This is a genomic window from Amycolatopsis sp. NPDC049252 (assembly GCF_043197175.1).
GTDB lineage: Bacteria > Actinomycetota > Actinomycetes > Mycobacteriales > Pseudonocardiaceae > Amycolatopsis.
In genome coordinates this window covers 76,347-97,087 of the sequence record NZ_JBICSQ010000006.1, presented here as the reverse complement: position 1 = coordinate 97,087, position 20,741 = coordinate 76,347, and the positions used below count along the sequence as shown (strand labels likewise).

16 protein-coding genes are annotated in these 20,741 nt (G+C 71.2%); 6 read left to right on the top strand and 10 right to left on the bottom strand.

All coding sequences use genetic code 11. The features are described from left to right. The first annotated feature begins 135 nt into the window (after positions 1 to 135). From ACGFMK_RS11500 to ACGFMK_RS11490, 3 genes are all read left to right on the top strand, one after another. Positions 136 to 717, top strand: coding sequence for a hypothetical protein (locus ACGFMK_RS11500; RefSeq protein WP_392760760.1), 582 nt, complete (start codon positions 136 to 138; stop codon positions 715 to 717). Between the two features lie 105 nt (positions 718 to 822). Then, positions 823 to 2,079 carry a glycosyltransferase gene (locus ACGFMK_RS11495; RefSeq protein WP_392760757.1) on the top strand — a complete coding sequence of 419 codons (1,257 nt, stop codon included), beginning with the start codon at positions 823 to 825 and terminating at the stop codon, positions 2,077 to 2,079. Then, on the top strand, positions 2,079 to 3,920 hold the full coding sequence (locus tag ACGFMK_RS11490; RefSeq protein WP_392760754.1) for an ArnT family glycosyltransferase: 1,842 nt from the start codon (positions 2,079 to 2,081) through the stop codon (positions 3,918 to 3,920). Before ACGFMK_RS11495 ends, ACGFMK_RS11490 begins: the two co-directional genes overlap by 1 nt. A gap of 52 nt (positions 3,921 to 3,972) precedes the next feature. Here the strand turns inward: ACGFMK_RS11490 and ACGFMK_RS11485 are convergent, their stop codons facing one another. Next, positions 3,973 to 4,407: a nuclear transport factor 2 family protein gene (locus ACGFMK_RS11485; protein ID WP_392760750.1), complete on the bottom strand. Its 435-nt coding sequence runs from the start codon at positions 4,405 to 4,407 to the stop codon at positions 3,973 to 3,975. Between the two features lie 238 nt (positions 4,408 to 4,645). On the opposite strand from ACGFMK_RS11485, the gene ACGFMK_RS11480 reads away from it, so the two are divergent. Beyond that, positions 4,646 to 5,353, top strand: a complete 708-nt coding sequence (locus tag ACGFMK_RS11480; protein WP_392760748.1) for a PP2C family protein-serine/threonine phosphatase — start codon at positions 4,646 to 4,648, stop codon at positions 5,351 to 5,353. Between the two features lie 37 nt (positions 5,354 to 5,390). On the opposite strand, the gene ACGFMK_RS11475 is transcribed toward ACGFMK_RS11480, so the two are convergent. From ACGFMK_RS11475 to ACGFMK_RS11440, 8 genes are all read right to left on the bottom strand, one after another. Further along, positions 5,391 to 5,876 carry a DUF2127 domain-containing protein gene (locus ACGFMK_RS11475; RefSeq protein WP_392760745.1) on the bottom strand — a complete coding sequence of 162 codons (486 nt, stop codon included), beginning with the start codon at positions 5,874 to 5,876 and terminating at the stop codon, positions 5,391 to 5,393. Positions 5,877 to 5,885: 9 nt separating this feature from the next. Next, a complete protein-coding gene (locus tag ACGFMK_RS11470; protein WP_392760743.1) occupies positions 5,886 to 6,476 on the bottom strand; it encodes a TetR/AcrR family transcriptional regulator in 591 nt (196 codons plus the stop codon). A 30-nt stretch (positions 6,477 to 6,506) separates the two neighbouring features. After that, on the bottom strand, positions 6,507 to 8,843 hold the full coding sequence (locus ACGFMK_RS11465) for a GH92 family glycosyl hydrolase (RefSeq protein ID WP_392760741.1): 2,337 nt from the start codon (positions 8,841 to 8,843) through the stop codon (positions 6,507 to 6,509). Positions 8,844 to 8,948: 105 nt separating this feature from the next. Beyond that, the gene (locus ACGFMK_RS11460; protein ID WP_392760739.1) at positions 8,949 to 9,413 is read right to left on the bottom strand and encodes a hypothetical protein; all 465 of its coding nucleotides are present in this window, start codon (positions 9,411 to 9,413) and stop codon (positions 8,949 to 8,951) included. A gap of 43 nt (positions 9,414 to 9,456) precedes the next feature. Beyond that, complete coding sequence (locus ACGFMK_RS11455) at positions 9,457 to 10,953, bottom strand: amidohydrolase (protein ID WP_392760737.1); 1,497 nt, start codon at positions 10,951 to 10,953, stop codon at positions 9,457 to 9,459. A 233-nt stretch (positions 10,954 to 11,186) separates the two neighbouring features. Continuing rightward, positions 11,187 to 12,761, bottom strand: a complete 1,575-nt coding sequence (locus ACGFMK_RS11450) for an ABC transporter permease (RefSeq protein ID WP_392760734.1) — start codon at positions 12,759 to 12,761, stop codon at positions 11,187 to 11,189. Continuing rightward, the gene (locus ACGFMK_RS11445; protein ID WP_392760731.1) at positions 12,758 to 13,672 is read right to left on the bottom strand and encodes an ATP-binding cassette domain-containing protein; all 915 of its coding nucleotides are present in this window, start codon (positions 13,670 to 13,672) and stop codon (positions 12,758 to 12,760) included. Before ACGFMK_RS11445 ends, ACGFMK_RS11450 begins: the two co-directional genes overlap by 4 nt. Beyond that, positions 13,669 to 14,295, bottom strand: coding sequence for a TetR family transcriptional regulator (locus tag ACGFMK_RS11440; RefSeq protein ID WP_392760728.1), 627 nt, complete (start codon positions 14,293 to 14,295; stop codon positions 13,669 to 13,671). Before ACGFMK_RS11440 ends, ACGFMK_RS11445 begins: the two co-directional genes overlap by 4 nt. Positions 14,296 to 14,707: 412 nt before the next feature. Between ACGFMK_RS11440 and ACGFMK_RS11435 the strand changes: the two genes are divergently transcribed. Further along, positions 14,708 to 17,944, top strand: a complete 3,237-nt coding sequence (locus ACGFMK_RS11435) for a S8 family serine peptidase (RefSeq protein ID WP_392760725.1) — start codon at positions 14,708 to 14,710, stop codon at positions 17,942 to 17,944. A 172-nt stretch (positions 17,945 to 18,116) separates the two neighbouring features. Then, positions 18,117 to 19,514: a discoidin domain-containing protein gene (locus ACGFMK_RS11430; RefSeq protein WP_392760723.1), complete on the top strand. Its 1,398-nt coding sequence runs from the start codon at positions 18,117 to 18,119 to the stop codon at positions 19,512 to 19,514. Here the strand turns inward: ACGFMK_RS11430 and ACGFMK_RS11425 are convergent. Then, positions 19,502 to 20,665, bottom strand: coding sequence for an ROK family protein (locus ACGFMK_RS11425; RefSeq protein WP_392760720.1), 1,164 nt, complete (start codon positions 20,663 to 20,665; stop codon positions 19,502 to 19,504). The two genes, ACGFMK_RS11430 and ACGFMK_RS11425, sit on opposite strands and share 13 nt — an antisense overlap. Positions 20,666 to 20,741 lie beyond the last annotated feature (76 nt).

Sequence of the window (20,741 nt, the reverse complement as noted above, 5' to 3'; positions counted from 1 at the left end):
CTGTTTTGTGTTCGTGTGGTGTGTTTTTGTTTTTGTTTTTTTTTTTGTTTTTTTTTGTGTTTGTTGTTCGGTGGGGGGGGGGGGGGGCGGGGGGCGGGGGGCCGCCCCCCCCCACGGCTGGAGAGGAGCACGGACATGACCCGCAAGCACACTCCCGAGCACGTCACCGAGCTGGCCCGGCAGCTCACCCCGGTGAAGCGCGCCAACCCGATCCTGTGGGCGTACCACTGGCGCTACGAGATCGCGGCGGTCACCCTGCTGCCGTACGCGCTCGTGGTGCTCTTCCAGTGGCTCGGCCCGCTCTGGTCCACGGTGGCGCTGGCCGGCGCGTTCAACTGGATCTTCTACTGGCGCGCCGGCCGCCGCTACCTGCGCGGCCGGCTGCGCGCGATCGTGGTGCAGCACCGCCTGCGGGCCACGTTCACCAGGGCCCGCGTCTGCACCCTGGACGGCCGCCGCCCGGCGATCCTCTGGACTCGCGAGCGGGACGGCGAAATCCTCGTCACCGTGTTCTGCCCGGCCGGCCTGGAGTTCCGGCAGATCCACCAGGCTCGCAAGCTGATCGCTTCGGCGTGCTTCGCCACGGAGGTCTTCGTCGAGCGCCATCCGCGGTTCGCGAGCCTGGCGACGGTGGCGGTGTGCACCGCACCGCCGCGGTGGGTACCGGCGCAACGGAGCAACCCGCAGGAGATCGTCCCACTGCGGGTGCACAGCTGATCCGGCCGTGTCCGGCGCCCACCTGGTGGGCGCCGGACACGGCGCACAGCAACCGCACAGGGCGATCACACGGTCACCAAAGCGGAACAGGCGACCGTGGTCGTCATGACAGCCACCGCCTCCGCTTCGCGGCCCGGGACCGTCCCGGTCGATCTGGCCGGCCCGCAGCCGGTTCTCGACGTCGTCATCCCGGTCTACAACGAAGAGACCGACCTCGAACCGTGCATCCGCCGGCTGCACGCGCACCTGGCCGAACACGTCTCCTACCCGTACCGGATCACCGTCGCCGACAACGCGAGCACCGACACGACCCTGCAGGTCGCGGAGCGGCTGGCCCGGGAGTTCCCCGAGGTCGAGGTCTGCCACCTCGACGAGAAGGGCCGCGGCCGCGCGCTCAACACCGTCTGGCGGGCCTCCGACGCCGCCGTCCTCGCCTACATGGACGTCGATCTCTCCACCGACCTGGCCGCGCTGGCGCCGCTCGTCGCGCCGCTGCTGTCCGGGCACTCCGACCTCGCCATCGGCAGCAGGCTCGCCCGGGGAGCGCGCGTGGTGCGGGGGCCGAAGCGCGAGTTCATTTCCCGCTGTTACAACCTGATCCTCCGCTCGACGCTCGCGGCGAAGTTCAGCGACGCCCAGTGCGGTTTCAAGGCCATCCGCGCGGACGTCGCCCGCGAGCTGCTCCCCCACGTCGAGGACACCGGCTGGTTCTTCGACACCGAGCTGCTCGTCCTCGCGCAACGCGCCGGGCTGCGGATCCACGAGGTGCCCGTCGACTGGGTCGACGATCCCGACTCGTCCGTCAACATCGTGAAGACGGCCACCGCGGACCTGAAGGGCATCGCCCGCGTCACCAAGGCGACGTTCACCGGCGAGATCCCGATCAGCCGGCTGCGCGAGCAGCTCGGCCGGCAGCCGATCGGCGTCGAGGCGCCCGGGGTGCCGCCGCGGCTGGTCACCCAGCTCGTGCGGTTCGCCGCGATCGGCGTCAGCAGCACACTCGCGTACCTGGTGCTGTTCCTGCTGCTGCGCACGGCCGTCGGCGCGCAGCCCGCGAACTTCACCGCACTGCTGGTGACGGCGATCGCGAACACCGCGCTCAACCGCCGTCTCACGTTCGGCATCCGGGGCCGCTCCGGCGCCGGGCGTCACCAGTTCGAAGGGCTGATCGTCTTCGGTCTCGGCCTGGCGCTGACCAGCGGCGCGCTCGCCCTGCTCAACGGATCCACCACCCCCGGCCTGGTCCTGGAGATCAGCGTGCTCGTGCTGGCGAACCTCGCCGCCACGGTCCTCCGGTTCCTGCTCCTGCGCGGCTGGGTGTTCAACCCGCGCCGCCAGGCCGCCACCCAGAAGGAGTACTGATGACCGCCGTCCTGTCCGGCCCCGTGACGCAGGAACCGCGCCACCGCAAGGATTCCGCGGCGCACGCGCCCCCGCGCTGGGTCCGCCCGTCGGTGTTCGGGCTGCTGGCCGCGACCGCCGTGCTGTACTTCTGGAACCTGACCGCGTCCGGCTTCGGCAACTCGTTCTACGCCGCCGCCGTGCAGTCCGGCACGCAGAGCTGGAAGGCCTGGCTGTTCGGCTCGCTCGACTCCGGCAACGTCCTGACCGTCGACAAGCCGCCCGCGGCCCTGTGGGTCGGGACGGCGTTCGCGCGGATCTTCGGTTTCTCCAGCTTCACCGTGCTGGCGCCGCAGGCCTTGATGGGCGTCGCGTCCGTCGGCATCCTTTACCTGGCGGTGAAACGGACGTCCGGGCCGGTCGCCGGGCTCATGGCGGGTGCGCTGCTCGCGGTGACGCCGGTGGCGGCGCTGATGTTCCGCTTCAACAACCCGGACGCGCTGCTCGTGCTGCTGATGGTCGCCGGGGCCTACTTCGTCGTGCGGGCCACGGAAAAGGCGAGCCCCGGCTGGCTCGCGCTGGCCGGTGTGGCGATCGGGTTCGGCTTCCTGACGAAGATGATGCAGGCGTTCCTGGTACTGCCCGCGTTCGGCCTGGTGTACCTGATCGCGGCGCCGACGTCGCTGGGCAAGCGGCTGCTGCACCTCGGCGGCGCGGTCGTCGCGCTGGTCGTCTCGGCGGGCTGGTTCATCGCGCTGGTCGACCTGTGGCCGGCGGCGTCCCGGCCGTACATCGGCGGGTCCGAAGGGGACAGTCTGCTCGAACTCGCCTTGGGCTACAACGGTTTGTCGCGCATCTTCGGCGGCGGCGAAGGCGGCGGTCCGGGCGGTGGCGGCGGCATGGGCGGCAACACCGGCTTCGGTGGGACGTCCGGGCTGTTCCGGATGTTCGGCTCGAGCTTCGGCGTGGAGATCTCGTGGCTGCTGCCGGCGGCGTTGATCGGTTTGGTCGCGGGGCTGTGGTTCACCCGGCGGGCGCCGCGCACCGACCGGACGCGCCTGGCGCTGGTGCTGTGGGGCGGCTGGATGGTCGTGACGGCGCTGGTGTTCAGCTACATGAGCGGCATCGTCCACCCGTACTACTCGGTCGCGCTCGCCCCGGCGATCGCCGCGATGGTCGCGATCTCGGGCCGCGCGCTGTGGCAGGGCCGCGCGAACCTGGCGCCGCGGGCGGTGCTGGCCGGGATGGTCGTGGCGACGGCGGTGTGGTCGTTCATCCTGCTCGACCGCACGCCGGACTGGTTCCCGGCGCTGCGCTGGATCATCGCGGTGCTCGGCGTGCTGGTGGGCACGGTGCTGGTGATGGGTGTGCCGCCGGTCCGCCGCGCGGTGGCGGTGCTCGCCGCCGCGGTGGTGCTGACGCTGGGCGTTTCTTCGGCCGCTTACGGCGTCGAGACGGCATCGGTGGCCCACAGCGGTTCGATCCCGACGTCAGGCCCGACGTCGAGCGCGATGGGCGGCTTCGGTGGCGGCGACGAGTCCGCTTCCAGCGCCGTCGGTCAGTTGCTCGCTTCTACCACCACCAAGTGGGCGGCAGCGACAACGGGTTCGCAGAGCGCGGCCTCGCTGGAGCTGGCGAGCGGCAAGGCGGTGATCGGCATCGGCGGCTGGAGCGGCTCGGACCCGGCCCCGACCCTGGACGAGTTCAAGGCGTACGTTGCGGCGGGCGAGGTGAAGTACTTCATCGACGGCGGCCGCGGCGGTGGCCCCGGCGGCGGATCGAGCGAGATCACCGACTGGGTGACGGCGAACTTCACCGCCACGACGGTGGACGGATCCACGGTTTACGACCTGCAGAAGTGAGTGCGGCCTGAGGGTCGTGAGCGGGAAACAGGGTTAGCACACTGTTTCCCACTCACGACCCTTTTGCGCGCAGGTGGTGGCTGATGTCGCCGACCAGGTCGACCGTCACCGCGCGTTCCGTGAAGTGCCACTCGCCCGAGGTGCGGGTGAAGCTGTCCCGGTACCGGCCCGCCGCGATTGTCTGCAGGGGGAAGTCGGGGACCGCCTGCAGCACCGTGAAGTACGCCTGTGAGACCGCCGTCTCCCCCGTTAGCGAGATCGACACGTTCGTTGTCACGTGCTTCGTCCGGGGCGTGCCGTCCGAGTACAGGATCACCGTCGACTGCAGCATGCGCGTGACGCCGGAAGAGCCGCGGGCCACGCCGCCGCTGCCGACGAACGAACCCGAGGCGAACAGCGAGCCGACAGCGGCGAAGTCTCCCGCGTCCACCAGTGACGCATAGGTGTAGATCAAGTTCTCGATGGCACGCCCGTCATCCACCAGCATGATCGTACAGAAAAAGGAGCCTGCTCAAGATCATCGCCGGGTCCGTACTGCCCAGCGGGACAGTCTGCACCACTCGGCCTCGAGCCGGCGGCAACGCCGCCGGCGGCCCCAGGATCCGGAACTCCATTCCCCACCCCGTTCCCATGGCACCGGGACTGACACCGCGGGCACAGGAAAGTCTCAGACGGGCCACAGGATCGGCGCGGACCATGGAGGGCACAGGGATGAGGAGGCCGCGATGATCACCACCCGTCCGGGCTATCCGCGCTGGCACACCGCGAGTGCGCAGGGCCCCCGTTCGCACAACGCCGACGCCGTCGGCGCCTACGCCGCGGCCGGCGGGCCGGGCGTCGTCTTCGCCCTCGCCGACGGCGTCGGCGACGATTCCGCCGCCGCGCAGGCCGCCCGGGTCGCCGCCGCGGCCGCCGCCCGCACGCCTGTCCACAAAGGACCCGTCGAGGCCGTGCTCGCCGCGCAGCGGGCCGTCCGCGAACGCAGCTACGGCGACGCCGTGCTCGTGGTCGCCATGCCGTTCGACGGCGGCTACCGCATCGCCTGGGTCGGCGACGCCCGCGCGTACGCCTGGGACGGCGCCACGCTGCGCCGCCTGACCACCGACCACACCCTCGCCGAATACTTCCGCGCCCACCACCAGCCGGTGACGCCGCGGATGGAACACGTCGTCACCACGAGCGTCCGCACCACGAAACCGCACGAGATCGGCACGGCCGAAATGCCGTCCGGCGGACTGCTGCTGACCAGTGACGGCGTGCACAAGCCGCTGAGCGCGAACACGATCCGCGCGATACTCACCAATCCCGGCCAAGGCCCCGCTGACCTGGTCGAAGCCGCGATCGCCCGTGGCGGATCGGACAACGCGACCGCCCTTTACGCCGAAGCCGTGGAGGCGGACAGCAAGACGGTGCGATTTCCCGTCGCCGCGTGAAGCCGGCCCGGATTGACGGTCGGTGGCGAAATGCGCGTCATGAGGCTCGTTCGCGCTTCAGCTGCCGGTATTCGCGCAGCACGAGGACGATGATGATCACGTCGAGGGCGGCGAAGAACGGTAGCGCGATCGAGTGGGTGTGGATCGCGCGCCAGACCTCGTAGACGACGAACGCGGCGAGGATCACCGCGGCGATCGGGTAGGCGCGGACGATCTTGCGTGCCAGCGCCCACACCAGCCCCAGCTTGATCAGGCCGTGGGCCAGCAGGTAGGCGACGGCGAACGTCTTCGTGTCGCCGTGCAGGAAGTTCTCGGTCGCCGATTCGAGGTGCCGCGCGAGCGTGCCCGACGGGTCGCCCAGCAGGTCACGGGTGATCACGGCGTGGGTGAACCCGCTGACGGTCGAGGCCGGGATGAACGCGAGGATCAGCGCCCCGACGACCTGCAGGGCCCCGTCGAGCCCCTTGATCGCGATCGCGATCCGGAAGAACCGCTCGGTCGCCGTCGGTTTCGTGTCGGGCATACCCCCACCTCAGCACGAACGGCGGATCAGCGCACGTGCAGGGGGCCGCGCGGACCGGAGAACGTCTTCGGCGAACGCGACCGCCGTCCGGGCGCCTGCCTCACCGAAGGCCGGGCCGTTCGCGTACAGGCCGTCGAGGATCAGCAGGAGACGGTCGGCCAGCTCGTCCGGGTCCGCCGCACCGGTCGCCGCCGCCAATCCACGCACCTGCGTACGAACCCGGACGAAGTGGGCTTCGGCGACGCGGTGGACCGGATGCCCGGAGTCCGCGTATTCGGCGAGGGTCGTCCGCAGTGGACCCCCGCGGGCCCCCGGCGCGACGGCCCGCGCCCCGACCGCGCGGACCAGTTCGACCAGCTGGTCCGCCGGGTCCGAAGCGGACACCTGCGCCGCGTCGAAGAGCCGCTGCCAGTCGTCACCGCAGCGCCTCAGGTACGCCACGACCAGGTCGTCCTTGCTCGCGAACCGGCGGTAGAGCGTGTTCTTGCCGCACCCGCAGTCGTCGATGATCTGCTGCATCCCGACCGCGCGCACGCCGTACCGGTCGAACAGCCGGCTGGCGGTGTCGAGAATGCGGTCCCTGGCGGCGGGCGTCGGCATGGGCCGAGCGTATCCGCCGCCAGGGACCGATCACAGCGCAGGCGGAGCCGACTTCGTGCCCCACGCGGTCGGGGTCTCGCTCAGGGAGAAGCGGATCTTGCCCGCACGCAACAGGTCCTCGTGCGAGATCCAGCTGCGGTCGTAGCCGCGCTGTCCGATCCGGACGTCCTGCGGGTACTGCAGCTTCGACGCGCTCGCGCCGGGCGCCTCGATTTCGAGCTTGCGGCCGTGGTCCGGGTGGATCTCGACCTTCTCGAACATCGGGGCGCTGAGCAGGTACGTCCCGGAGCCGGGCTGGGCCTCGAAGATCCCCGTCATGCCGAAGACGAGCCACGAGGAGATGGTGCCGAGGTCGTCATTTCCCGGCATGCCGTAGGGCGTGTCGGTGAAGAGCGTCCGAGCCGCGCGCAGGACGGCCGACGTCTTCCAGGGCGCGCCCGTCCAGCTGTACATCCACGGCGCGTGCAAGTCGGGCTCGTTGTTCGGGTTGAAGGCGAAGTTGTTGTGGTAGTCGTACGCGCCGTGGACCCAGGAGTCCTTGGCCGCCTTCGCCGGGTCGGTGAGCAGCAACGGCATGTCGAAGAACGTGTCGAGCCGCTTCTGGGCCTGGTCCGCCCCGCCCATCAGGCCGAACAGCTTCGCCGGGTCCTGCTGGGCGAGCCACTGGTACTGCCACGGCGTGCCCTCGTGGAACCCGGTCGACTGGGCCGGGTCGGGATCGCCGACGCCGGTGCCGTCCGCCGCCTTCGTGCGCGGGAAGCCGGTGAAGCCGTGGGATTCGACGCCGGTGTCCCACAGCTTCGAGAAGTTGCCGCAGCGGGCCTGGAGCGTCTTCGCCTTGTCGCGGTAACCCAGGCCAGACGCCATTGTGGACAGTGCGCAGTCGGCGAGGGCGTATTCGAGCGTCGCGGAGCCGGCCTGGCGGGTGTCACCGAAGGTGTAGCCGGGGACGTCCTGGTAGCCGATCCAGCCGTTCTTGACGTAGGTCGGGTTGCCATCGCGGCCGCGGAAGATCGACTGGTCCGCCGGGACCTCGTTGGCGTTGCGCCACAACGCGTCGAACAGCTGGCGGGCGGTCCGGTCGTCGAGGAGGCCGCGCCGGTAGTTGTCGACCACCCACGGTGTCACGGGGTCGCCGCTCATCACGTTCGTCTCGCCGCCGGCCAGCGCCCAGCGGGGCACCCAGCCGCCGTCCTGGTAGATCTTGAGGACGGACTTGGTCATGTCCGCGGCCTTGTCCGGGTGCAGCAGCGCGACGAGCTGGTTCTGCGAGCGATAGGTGTCCCACAGCGAGAACATCTGGTAGTAGGTGTCCCGGCTGCGGTGCACGGCGTCGTCGAAACCGCGGTAGGAACCGTCCACATCGGACCCGACGGACGGGTGCAGCAGCGAGCGGTAGAGCGCGCTGTAGTAGGTGCGCTGGTCGGCGGTGGTCCCGCCGGCGACGCGCATCCGGTTCAGCTCGTCTTCCCAGGTGTCGTGCGCGGTCTTGCGCGCTTTGTCGAACGAGCGGGGCTGCTCGGTCTTCCGGTTCAGCCGGGCGCCGTCGACCGAGGTGTAGGACAGGCCGACGGACGCGCCGACCTGGTTCTTGTCGGTGCCGAAACTCAGCCACGCACCGGCGCGCTGGCTGCCGAGGCTCGCGTCACGCTGGTTCGGCGTGAGCTTGTTGTCCGTCCAGGTGCCGAAGCTGGTGAACTTGCGGTCGAACTTCGCGCTGAAGAAGACCTTGTAGCGCTCCTTCTGCGTCTCCCAGCAGAAGTTACCGCCCTGCAGCCAGCCCTCGACGGTGTCGTCGCCGACGACGTGGACGTCCCCGGCGTAGGTGTAGCCGTTGCTCTCGCCGACCTCGATGAGGACGTTCTCGCTCGTTGCCCCGGCCGGGTAGGTGTAGCGGTGCTGGCCGGTCCGCTGCGTTGCGGAGAGCTCGGCGTTGATGCCGTTGTCGAGCTTGACGCCGTAGTAGCCCGGTTGGCGGGTTTCGTTGGCGTGGCTGAACTTCGCGCCGTACTGCGCGGGGTCGCTGCTGGTGACGGCGCCGGTGGTCGGCATGAACCGGAAGTTGCCCATGGTCTGGCAGCCGACCCCGGAGAGGTGCGTGTGGCTGAAGCCGAGGGTGGTGTCCTGCGCGTAGTCGTAGGACGCGTACTTCTTGAGCTGGGTGTCCGGGCTGAGCTGCACCATGCCGAACGGCGTGGTGGCGCCCGGGAAGGTGGTGCCGTCCCCGTTGTTGCCGATCGACGTGTCGACGAGCGTGGTCGGGTCGTCGGCGAAGCTGGGCTGGTGCGCCGCCTGCGCGGGGGCCGCGAGGGCGACGGCGGTCACCCCGGCGAGCGTGACGGCCAGGACGCGCTTGCGCGCTCTCATCCGGTTCCTCCTGTGACAACGTTGTCAGACTGTGGGTGAATCCTGGACGTTGTCCACCGGACAGGTCAAGACCCACGGACGAGGATTGGCCGGATATGTGCGGGCTCACCCCCTCAGCGCGAGGATCTGCCGGGTGTGGACCGGGACGTGGTCCTCGGCGAGGCCGTCGATGAGCGCCGCCAGCGGAACCGGCTGGTCCAGCACGAGCGCGTCGCCCGACATGAGGAACGCCGGCACCAGCACCGAAGCCGCCTGCTCGTCGAGGGAATCGGCGATGTCGCAAAGGATCCCGGCCTGCTTCCGGACACCCTCGGCGAGGTGGGCCCGGCCGGTGTGCCCGGCGATGATCCGGCCGAGGTTCGCGGGGTCGAGCGCGACGCGGTTGTCGAACGCGGGACGCGATCCCGAGACCACGCCCAGGGCGACCGCGGAGACGGCGGCGTCCACGCTGAGGACGTGGGCCAGGACCTGGTCGGCGTTCCACCCGCCGTCGGCGGCGGCACCGAGGTCCGGAGTCGCCGCCGCTTCGAACAACTTCTCGTAGGCACTGCGCAGCGCGGTCGTGTCCATGGTCAGGCACCTTTCGAAGTGGTTGATGCGCAACTCGATAGTTTCACAAAAACCACCCGCGACCCAACCCAAACGGTTCACCTGAGAACAGGGGGGTCACCCGGCCGGGCCGGATGGTCGCCGTCACCGGGAGGTGCCGGAGGTCCGACGGGGCCAGGGAAGCCGGGTCCGCCGCCGTCACCATCAGGTCCGCGACGTCTCCCACCGCGACACCCCGGCGACCGCCCGAGGCCGCCGCCAGGGCGTCGGCGAACGGGATCGACTGCTCCGGGTGCCAGGGCGGGCGGTCGTCGTCGGTGCGGGAGACCGCCGAGGCGATCCCGTCCCACGGGTCCAGCGGCGCGACCGGGGCGTCCGAGCCCAGTTCCAGGCGGGCGCCCGCGTCCAGCAGCGACCGGTACGGGAACGCGCGCGACGTCCGGTCGGGCCAGTGGCGGTCCGCGACGTCGCGGTCGTCCGGCTGATGGGCGGGCTGCACCGCGGCGACGACGCCGAGGGCGGCGAACCGCGCGACGTCCGCGGGTGTGAGCAGCTGGGCGTGCTCGATGCGGCCCGCGCAGCCGGCCTCCTCGAACGCGTCCAGAGCGATCGTGTTGGCCTGGTCGCCGATCGCGTGGACGGCCGGGACCAGCCCGTGCGACGACGCCCGGCGCAGCAGTGCGACCAGCTCGTCCGGCGGGAGTTCCAGCAGCCCCCGCGAATCCCCGTCCGGGTACGGGTCGTGGCAGTACGCCGTGCGCGTGTTCAGGGAGCCGTCGACGAAGAGCTTGAACGGGCCCACCGTCAGCAGCCCGCCGGAGTCCGGGAGGACGTCACCGGTGCGGTGGCCGCGTTCGACGGCCTGGTCCAGCAGGTGCCGCGCGATGACGCACGAGATCCGGGCCGCCGGCGCCCCGCGGGAAAGCCGTCGCGTCCAGTCCGTGACGGTGTCGGCGTACTCGTAGTCGACGATCCGGGTCACCCCGCGCACCGCCGCCGCGCGCACCGCTTCGGCGACCCACTGGTCCTGGACGTCGACGGCGGCGCTCGGCAGCTGGGCCGTCGCGCTCATGCAGTCGTTCTCCAGCAGCACGCCCGTCGGGTGCTCCCGCCCGATCAGCCTCAGCGCCGCCGGGCTCAGCCACAGCGTGTGCAGATCCGCGCTGAACAACGCCACCGCGCGCCCGGGCAGCGCGCGCTGCAGCAGCTCCTTGTGCGGCTTGTCCGGCCAGAGCGCGTCACGGAAACCCGCGCCCACGACCAGTTCCTCCGGCTGCGACGGCGTCGCCAGCAGGTGCGCCAGCAGCAGCTCGACCGCCTCCCCCGCCGACCGCGCGGCCTGCAGCGGGATCCGGCGCCGGAACGTCGCCCACTGCACGAGGTGGACGTGCGCGTCGACCAGGCCGGGCAGCAGCGTGCCGCCGTGGCCGTCGACGATCCGCGCCGCGAACCCGGCCGACCCGGGTGCCGTGATCGAGGTGACACGGCCGTCGGTCACGCGCACGTCCGCGAGCTCGCCGCCGAGCCCCGGGCGCACGCGGCGCAGCAGAAGATCGTCCATGGCCCTACTTTGCCAGGCGGGTCACGGTCGGGTGAAGCACAGCGTGAGATGGGAAATATCTGGGTATCACCTACCGTTGAAAGCACTGGCAGCCGTCGCCCGCCGAAGGGTCAGGGCCGGTCCATGGGCGCCGCCTTCACAAGCCGCGCAGGGTTCGACTCCCTCGGTTGCCGCCGAAGTCCGTGAATGGCCCATTGAGGGACTCTGAGTCCCTCAATGGGCCATTCACGGCTTTAGCCCACTGGTATGTCACGGCGCCGCAGCGCGGCCAGGCCGCCGATGCCGGCTACTGCGGCGATCAGGATCAGCCAGAACAGCGGGGTCGCCGAGAACTTGCCGCCCGGGAGGCGTGGCAGGTGGGCGAACGGCGAGATTCCCAGCACCACGTCGTTCCACTGCAGGGCCGTGCCGACCAGGGACAGCAGCAGGAACGCGCCGAGCAGGCCCCAAGCCGCCGCCGCGAAGCGGGGCAGGAAGCCGATCAGGGCCGCCGCCAGGCCCGCCAGGACCCACACCGCGGGCAGCTGGGCCAGCGCCGCGGGGACCAGGCGTGCGCCGTCGCCGTAGGCCACGCCGGTCGCCAGTCCCGTCACCGCCAGCACGAACGCCGAACCCAGCAGCGCGAACACCAGGTGCGCCGCCGCCCAGCCGATCCGGCCGACCGCCGTGGCCAGCACCGGTTCCGCCCGTCCGGCCGCCTCTTCGGCGCGCAGCTTCAGCGTCGCCTGCACCGCGTAACCCGCCGCCGCGAGGCCGAACAACGTCATCGTCCCGGCCAGGTACGCGTCCATCACCGCACCTCCGCCGCCGAGCCGTGCGAAGACGTCGGCGACGGCCTTGTTGTCCCGCACCATGTCCGCGACGTTCTGCGCGACCCCGCCCATCAGCAGCCCGACCAGCGCCAGGCACCCGGTCCAGACCAGCAGCGTCCCCCGCTGCAGCCGCCAGGCCAGCGCCAGCGGCGAGCGCAGGGACGCCTTCGCCGCCGGACGCCCGGGACGCGCGGGCAGCAGCGCCGCGCCGAGGTCGCGCCGGGCCGACAGGAACACCGCGCCCCCGACCAGCACGCCGGTGAAAGCGACCCCCAGGAGCAGCACCCACCACTGCTCCCCCGCGAACGGCCGCAGCCGGTGCGCCCAGCCGATCGGCGACAGCCACGCGAGCCAGCCCGCCGACCCGCCGGTCGTCGCGCTGCTGTCGCCGGCCGCGCGCAGCAGGAACGCCAGCACCAGCACGCCGATCCCGACGCCCCGCGCGCCGCTCGCGCCCCAGGTGAGCTGCGCGGCGACCGCGCCGACACCGGCGAAGACCCAGCCGGTCAGGGTGAACCCGAGGCCCAGCGCGAGCGCCCCGGCCACCGGAACCCCTTGCGCCGCCACGCCGAGGGCCACCAGCAGCCCGTAGCCCAGGCAGGCACCGCACGCGGCGAGCACCGCCGCGACGAGCCCGGCGTGCCGTCCGACGACGGTCGCGCCGGTCAGCTCCCGCCGGCCCGCCTCCTCCTCGGTCCGGGTGTGCCGGACGACGGTGAGCAGCGCGATCAGCCCGACGACGACCGGGACGAACCCGCACTGCCAGGCCAGCAGCTCGCCGACGGACGAGCCGTGCAGCGGGCCGTTGCGGACCACGAACGTCGCGCTGGTGGCGCTGATGTCGTAGAAGTGCTGCCGCGCCGCCGCGTCCGGGTAAGCCGCCTTGATCGACGACAGGTAGCCCATCGGCGCGACCGTCAGGCAGACGATCCACAGCGGCATGAGCAGCCGGTCGCGGCGCAGCACCAGCCGCAGCAGCGACCCGGTGCCGGTCATCGCGCCGCACCGATCGGCTCGTCGTGCTGGTAGTGGCGCAGGAACAGTTCCTCGAGCGTCGGCGGCCGGCTCACCAGGTTGCGCAGCCCCGCGTCGGCCAGGTGCCGCATCACACCGTCCAAAGCGGACTGGTCGACCGAGAGGTGGACGTGCGAGCCGTACGTGCTCAGGTCGTGGATCCCGGGCAGGGACGCCAGATCCGCCGGAACCCGTTCGAGCGAGGCGTCGATGGTGACGCGGCCCAGGTGCCGCAGTTCGTCGAGCGTGCCGGACTCGACCGTCCGGCCGGCGCGGATGATCGTGACGCGGTCGCACAGCGCCTCGACCTCGGAAAGGATGTGCGAGGACAGCAGCACGGTCCGGTCGCCGCGTTCGCGTTCCTCCTCGATCACCTGGCGGAAGACCTCTTCCATCAGCGGGTCGAGCCCGGACGTCGGCTCGTCGAGCACCAGCAGCTCCACGTCGGACGCCAGCGCGGCGACCAGCGCGACCTTCTGCCGGTTGCCCTTCGAGTACGTCCGGCCCTTCTTGCGCGGGTCGAGGTCGAACCGCTCGACCAGGGCGTCCCGGCGCCCGGCGTCGAGCCCGCCGCGCAGCCGGCCGAGCAGGTCGATCACCTCGCCGCCGGTGAGGTTGGGCCAGAGCGTGACGTCGCCGGGCACGTACGCGAGGCGCTTGTGCAGCTCGGTCGCGTCGGTCCAGGGGTTCCCGCCGAGCAGGGTGGCGCGGCCGCCGTCGGCCCGCATCAGCCCCAGCAGGACGCGGATCGTGGTGGTCTTGCCGGCGCCGTTGGGTCCGAGGAACCCGTGCACCTCGCCGGTGTGGACGGTCAGGTCGAGCCCGTCGAGGGCCCGTGTCCGGCCGAACGCCTTGGTGAGGCCGTCGGCGGTGATCGCTTCGGCCATCGTCATTCCTTTCTTGGGTAGTTGGCCAGCGCTGCGCGGGCCTTCTCGAGAACTTCGGGGGTGGCGAGCGGGCTGGTGAAGATGTGCCCGGCGGCGGCCATCATGCGGAGCATCGCCTCGTGGGTGCCCGGCTCCTCGCCGAGCGCCCGCGCGATGTGGTCCTGCAGGATCATCAGCCCGCCGGTCATGCCGGCGAGCGCGGCGGCGGCGGCCCGCGGGTCGGGCAGGTCCAGCCCGGTGTCGCGGAAGTACTGCTCGGTGCCGTCGACGATCTCCCGGAACTGCTCGGCGGCGGCGTCGGAGCCGTCGATCATGCCGCGGCCCAGGTACCGCCGGAACAGCAGCTGGCGGGCGTCGAAGGTGGGGATGAACCCGGGGTTCGCGTGCCCCTTCTCCAGCATCTCCTCCTTGAACCGCAGCAGCTCGTCGAAGACGTGGGCGTCGCACGCCTTGCGCAGGCCGTCCTTGGAGCCGAAGTGGTGCCTGATCAGGCCGCCGGAGACGCCGGCGGCCTGCGCGATGTCCAGGATCGACGTCTTCTCCATGCCCTTTTCGGTGAACAGGCGGATGGCGGCGTCGCGGATCCGGGCCCGCGCGGTGAGGTCTTCGGGCGGTGGGTGATCGGTCATGGTGCAGCTCCCGGATGCGCAGGGCCGTGGTCGAGCAGGCAGATCGTTATGTACGCACGCGGCTCGCCACCCGGCCGTCGGGTGCCACGTCGACGGGTGTGGCGCGACAGGGGCCGGCCGTCGCCGGCGTCGTCTTCGGTGTCGGATGATTCCGTCAACCGGACGAGATCTCCCTGCTCAACGGCTACCCCCTTGGCGAAGTACTATACGTGAATGTAGCTCGCTATACGCGCATATAGCAAGAGTGGACGAGTGACCTCTGAGCGGCACATCCCGTTGCCGCCCAACCGGTGATCGCGTTAGGCCATTCGGCCCGCAACCAATTGCGGGTGATGGGCTAAGTGTCTTATTGCTGCGGATCATCCCGCGATGTGTACTGCTGGCAAGCATCACTTCACGAAGGGCTCACGCAGTGACACAGCTCAGATCCAGCTGGAGACGGCGGGCCGGGATCACCGTCCTCGCCACCGCTCTCGGCGCCTCCGTCCTCGGCATCGCCGTTCCGGTGGCGTCCGCCCAGCAGGCCCCGCTCACCGCCGGGACCGCCGACGACAGCAAGGCCCTCGACGCGCACGACCGCACGCTCGTCGCCGAGGCCGAGAAGGCCGGCAAGCCCGACGTGACCCTGCTGGTCGCGGCCGAGAAGGGCCAGACCGGCGCCGCCGTGAACGAGCTCAAGGCGCTCGGCGGGGTCGTCCAGTCGACCGACACCAAGCTCGACTACGTCAAGGTGAGCATCCCGACGGGGAACGCCGGCAAGGCCGCGAAGCTCAAGTCGGTCAGCGCCGTCGACGTCGACGGGCTCATCGTGCGCGACGACCCGAAGCCCGACGGCGCGACCACCCCGCTGCCGCAGCCCGCGCCGGGCAAGAACACCCCGCGGGTGAACCCGTACCTCCCGACGGGTGACACCTACGCCGCGCAGTTCGGCCAGGTCCTGCCCAACTGGGACGGCAAGGACACCACGGTCGCGGTGCTGGACTCCGGTGTCGACCTCGACACCCCCGCGCTGGCGAAGACCAGCCACGGCGAGCGCAAGATCGTCGACTGGTACAACGCCAACGCCACCAACTCCGGTGACGGCACCTGGGTCAAGCAGTCCACCCAGACCTACACCGGCACCTTCACCGCGAACGGCAAGACCTGGACGGCGCCGGCCACCGGCGGCCCGTACACGTTCGGCGCGTTCAGCGAGACCGCGGGCGACCTCGGTGCCGCCGACAGCGAGACCGGCGGTGACATCAACCGCGACGGCGACCGCGCCGACTCCTGGGGCGTGCTGCTCGACCCGGCGACCAAGCAGGTCCGCGTCGACCTCAACGGCAACGGTGACTTCACCGACGACAAGCCGATGACCGACTACAAGACCAACTACGACGTCGGCTTCTTCGGCACCGACAACCCGGCGACCGACATCGCCGAGCGGATGGCCTTCGTCGTCCAGACCGACAAGCCGGGCTTCGTCGGCATCGGCATCGCCGGCGCCGAGCACGGCTCGCACGTCGCGGGCATCGCCACCGGCAACGACCTGTTCGGCGGCAAGATGGACGGCGCCGCCCCGGGCGCGAAGGTCCTGGCCGTCAAGGTCTGCCTCACCGGCGCGGCCTGCACCTCGAGCGGCCTGATCGACGGTGTCGTCTACGCGGCCAGCCACGGCGCGGACGTCATCAACATCTCGATCGGCGGCCTGCCCTCGCTCAACGACGGCAACAACGCCCGCGCGGAGCTCTACAACCGCACGATCGCCGAGTACAACGTCCAGATCTTCATCTCGGCCGGCAACAGCGGCGCCGGGGCGAACACCGTCGGCGACCCGTCGGTGGCCACGGACGCGATCTCGGTGGGCTCCTACATCACCAAGGAGACCTGGCTCGCGGACTACGGTTCGAAGACCCAGGCGCCCGAGTCGATGCACCCGTTCTCCTCGCGCGGCCCGCGTGAGGACGGTGGCTTCAAGCCGGACATCGTCGCGCCCGGCGCGGCGATCTCGACCACCCCGCGCTGGGAGGCGCCGGGCCCGGTCGCCGGCACGTACAGCCTGCCGGCCGGCTACGCGATGCTGCAGGGCACGTCGATGGCCTCGCCCCAGGCGACCGGTGCGGCCGCGCTGCTGGTGAGCGCGTACAAGGCGACGCACAACGGCCAGCGGCCGCCGGTCGCGCAGCTGCGTTCGGCGATCAAGTCGACCGCGCGGTTCGTGCCGGGCATCGGCGCCTACGCCCAGGGCGCGGGCCTGTTCAACGTCCCGGCCGCGTTCGTCGCGCTGTCGCTCAACCCGAAGCCGGACGCCGTCTCGACGTCGGTCGAGGTCCACACGGTGCAGTCGAACCTGCTGGCGACGCCGAACACCGGCGTCGGCATCCACGACCGCGAGGGCGTGACCACCGGCAAGGCCTACACCCGGACGTACACGATCACGCGGACGTCGGGCTCGGCCAACCCCGTGCTCTACTTCGCGCGGTGGGTCGGCGACGACGGCACGTTCTCCTCGGCCGGCACCGTCGCGGTGCCGCTGAACAAGCCGGTGACCTTCCCGGTCAAGGTGAACCCGAAGAACGCCGGCGTGCACTCGGCGCTGCTGTACCTGGACAACCCGCTGACCGTCGGCATCGACGTGCAGACCCTGAACACGGTCTTCGCGCCGCAGGAGTTCACCGCCGCCCAGGGGTACCAGGTCGACGTGTCCGGCAAGATCGCCCGCAACCAGGCGACCAGCTACTTCGTGAAGGTGCCCCAGGGCGCCAGCGCGCTGAAGGTGGACCTGGACGCCGGCGGCGGCGCCCCGGGCAAGGGCCAGGTGCGGTTCCTGCGCTACGACCCGACCGGCGTCCCGGCCGAGGCGAGCACGTCCACGACGTACTGCTACCTGCCCGACGCGGGTGCGGGCTGCCCCGGCGGCACGCCGACCAGCCGGACGTTCGCCAACCCGCAGCCGGGGGTCTGGGAGATCGTCGTCGAGGCGCGCCGGACGTCGGATGTGGACAACGCGGCGTACAAGCTGAGCGCTTCGGTGCTGGGCACGACGATCACGCCGAACCCGGACACGATCGCGTCCGCCACGCTGAACACGCCGATCGCGCGGTCCTACACCGTGACGAACACGCTCGGCGCGTTCACCGGGCACCTGCTCGGCGCCACGCTGGGCAGCGCGAAGGTGTCGCGGCCGACGATCGCCGGAGGCGCACAGCAGCAGTACCAGATCGCGGTGACGCCGGGCTCGACGTCGCTGACGGCCACGATCGGGAACACCTCCGACGTGGGCGCCGACCTGGACCTGGTGCTGTACAACTGCACCACCGGCACCTGCGTGCAGGCGGCGGTGAGCGCCGACGGTGACTCGGAGGAGTCGGTGACGGTCGCCAACCCGGCGGCGGGCACCTGGGTCGCCCTGGTCGACGGGTACGCGGTGCCGTCCGGCACCACGCAGTACGACTACGTCGACGTGTTCACCAACCCGGCGTTCGGTTCGATCGCCCTGACCGACCCGGTCGCGGCGCACGCCTCGGGCAGCTCGTGGACGGTGCCGGCGACGGTCACCGCCACCGCCGCCCCGGCGGCCGGGCGTGTCCTGCGCGGTCAGCTGACCGTGCAGACCGACACCGGTGTCACGGTCGGCAGCTCGCTGGTGCAGATCACCGCCGTGAGCTAGTTCCGTCCCGCTGAACGGAAACCGCCCCGGGTTCGCCCGGGGCGGTTTTCGCGTTCCGGGCGGCTTTCCTGGTGGCTTTCCGACGCAAGTTTGCGTATGTCGGTGGAACCGTTGCGGGATTTCGCGTGGCGTCCGTATGGTCTGGAACACCCCGAATCCCGAGAGGGTCCCCATGCGACGGATTTCGACGTTCTTCGCCGCGCTCCTGCTCCTGGCCGCCACGGTGCCGGGGATCGCGCACGCCGCGGCGCTTTCGAGCCGGACCCACCTGTTCTACTACCCCTGGTACGGCAACAGCGGTGGCACGTATCGCCACTGGGACCAGGGCGGCCACACGCCGCCCGCCGACATCGGCGCGAACTTCTACCCGTCGCTCGGCCCGTACGACTCCGGCGACTTCCCGGGTGCGGTCGAGCAGCACATGCGGTGGATCGAGCAGTCCGGCGCCGGGGTGATCGTCTACAGCTGGTGGGGTCAGGGGTCCTATGAGGACGGTCTGGCCGCCGGCGTGCTCGAAGCCGCGGCACGCCACGGGATCAAGGTCGCCTGGCACCTCGAGCCGTACAGCGGGCGGACGGCTTCGTCCACCGTGGCCGACATCGGGTACCTGACCAGCCGTTACGGTGCGAGCCCCGCCTTCTACCGCGAGGGCGGCCGCGGCGCGTTCTACGTCTTCGAAAGCCTGCGCACCACGGACTGGACGGCGCTGGACCAGGTGCGCTCGTCGGCGATCGTGCTGGCGCAGACCACGGACACGAGCAAGGTCGCGCACTTCGGCGGGATGTACACCTACGACGCGATCGCCGGGGCGACGGCGCCCGGGTGGCGCGACGCGAGCGCCTACTGCGACGCGAACGGCCTGGTGTGGGCGCCTTCGGTCGGTCCCGGCTACAACGACGACCGCGCGGTGCCGGGCAACACGACCCCGACTCTCGGCCGCGACGACGGTGCCACCTACGACCGCGAATGGCAGAACGCGCTTTCCTCGAACGCCGACTGGGTTTCGGTGACGTCGTTCAACGAATGGCACGAGGGCTCGATCATCGAACCGGCCCGCTCGTCACCGCCGTCGTCGGCGTACGAGACTTTTGCCGGTGCCTACGGGACTTCCGGTGCGGCGTCGGAAACCGCTTACCTGGACCGGACGCGCTACTGGGCCGCGCAGCTCGGCGGTCCCCCACCGGCTTCGGTCAACCTCGCTCAGGGCAAGGCCGTCTCCGCGAGCGGCTCGCAGGGCGGGTTCCCGCCGGGCAACGCGGTGGACGGAAACGCTTCGAGTTATTGGGAAAGCACGAACAACGCGTTCCCGCAGACGCTGACCGTGGACCTGGGATCGGCCGTGACCGTCGGCCGGGTGGTGCTGAAACTGCCGCCGTCGTGGGGTTCCCGGACCCAGGCGATCTCGGTGAACGGCGGCGCCGCCGCCGGGTACGTGTTCGATCCGGCCGGCGGGAACTCCGTGACGATCACGGTTCCGCCGACGTCCCAGCGGTACCTGAAGCTCACCTTCACCGGCAACACGGGCTGGCCGGCGGGGCAAGCGTCCGAAGTGGAGGCCTACGCCTCCTGAGCCCGCACCAGGAACGGCGCCGGATCGGCCAGCACGCGGTGCACGACCCGGCCCGCCGCACCCAGCGTCGCGGCGTCACCGCCCAGCCGTGACGCCGTGAGCACCGGCGGCGCGGCGCGGAGGCCGCCGAGGCGGGCGGCCAGGACGCCGGCCACCGGCTCGGCCAGCCACGGGTACAGCGGGGTGAACACGCCGCCGAGCACGATGCGGTCGAGGTCGAGCAGGTTCACCGCCGACGTCAGCGCGACGCCGAGGGCGCGGCCGGCCGCGGCGCAGGCGTCCAGGGCGACCTGGTCGCCGCGGTCGAGGCCGGCCAGCAGCTCGGCCACCGTCGACGTCCTTCCGGCCGCCAGCAACGCTTCCTGGCCGGCGTAGGTCTCCAGGCAGCCGCTCCCGCCGCAGCGGCACGCGGGACCGTCCGGCGCCACGACGACGTGGCCCAGCTCGCCGGCCAGCCCTCGCGGCCCGGCGAACAGCTCGCCGTTGACGACCAGGCCCGCGCCGATGCCGACTTCGCCGGAGACGTACAGGAAGTCACGCTCGCCGCCGCCGTACCAGAGCTCGCCGAGCGCGGCGAGGTTCGCTTCGTTGTCCAGCTCGACCGGGACGGGCAGGCGCAGCAGGTCGGCCGCGCGGACGTCCTGCCAGCCGAGGTTGGGGGCGCTGAACAGGACGCCGTCGCCGACCGGGCCGGACACCGCGAGCACCGCGCCGGCGAGGTCGAGCCCGAGCCGGCGCCCTTCGGTGATCGCCTCCTCGGCCAGGGCCTGCAGCTCGGCCAGGACCTTCTTCGGCCGGGAACCGCGGTTGTCGCGGTCGCGGCGTGCGGCGAACCGGACCGCGCCGGTGAGATCGAGCACCCGCACGGCGAGGTAGTCGACGTTGATCTCGAGGCCGAGGGAGGCGATCCGGGCGCCGCTGAGCACGACGTCCACCCCCGGCCGGCCCCGCTCACCCGCGCGGGCAGGCCCGGTTTCGGCGAGCAGCCCGGCGTCGACCAGGTCGCCGACGAGCTTGCTCACCGTGGACTTGGTCAACCCGGTGAGCTCGGCCAGCGCGGCCCTGGTCAGCGGGCCGTTGCGGCTGACCTCGCCCAGCACGACCTCGAGGTTGCGGGCGCGCATCTCCTCGTGCCGCACGGCCTGGGTCATCGTGTCCCTCCTGCCGAGCACTCTATCCGGGCCCTTGACGCCCGGGACCCCGCGGCGCACTATTTAGTCTACAACG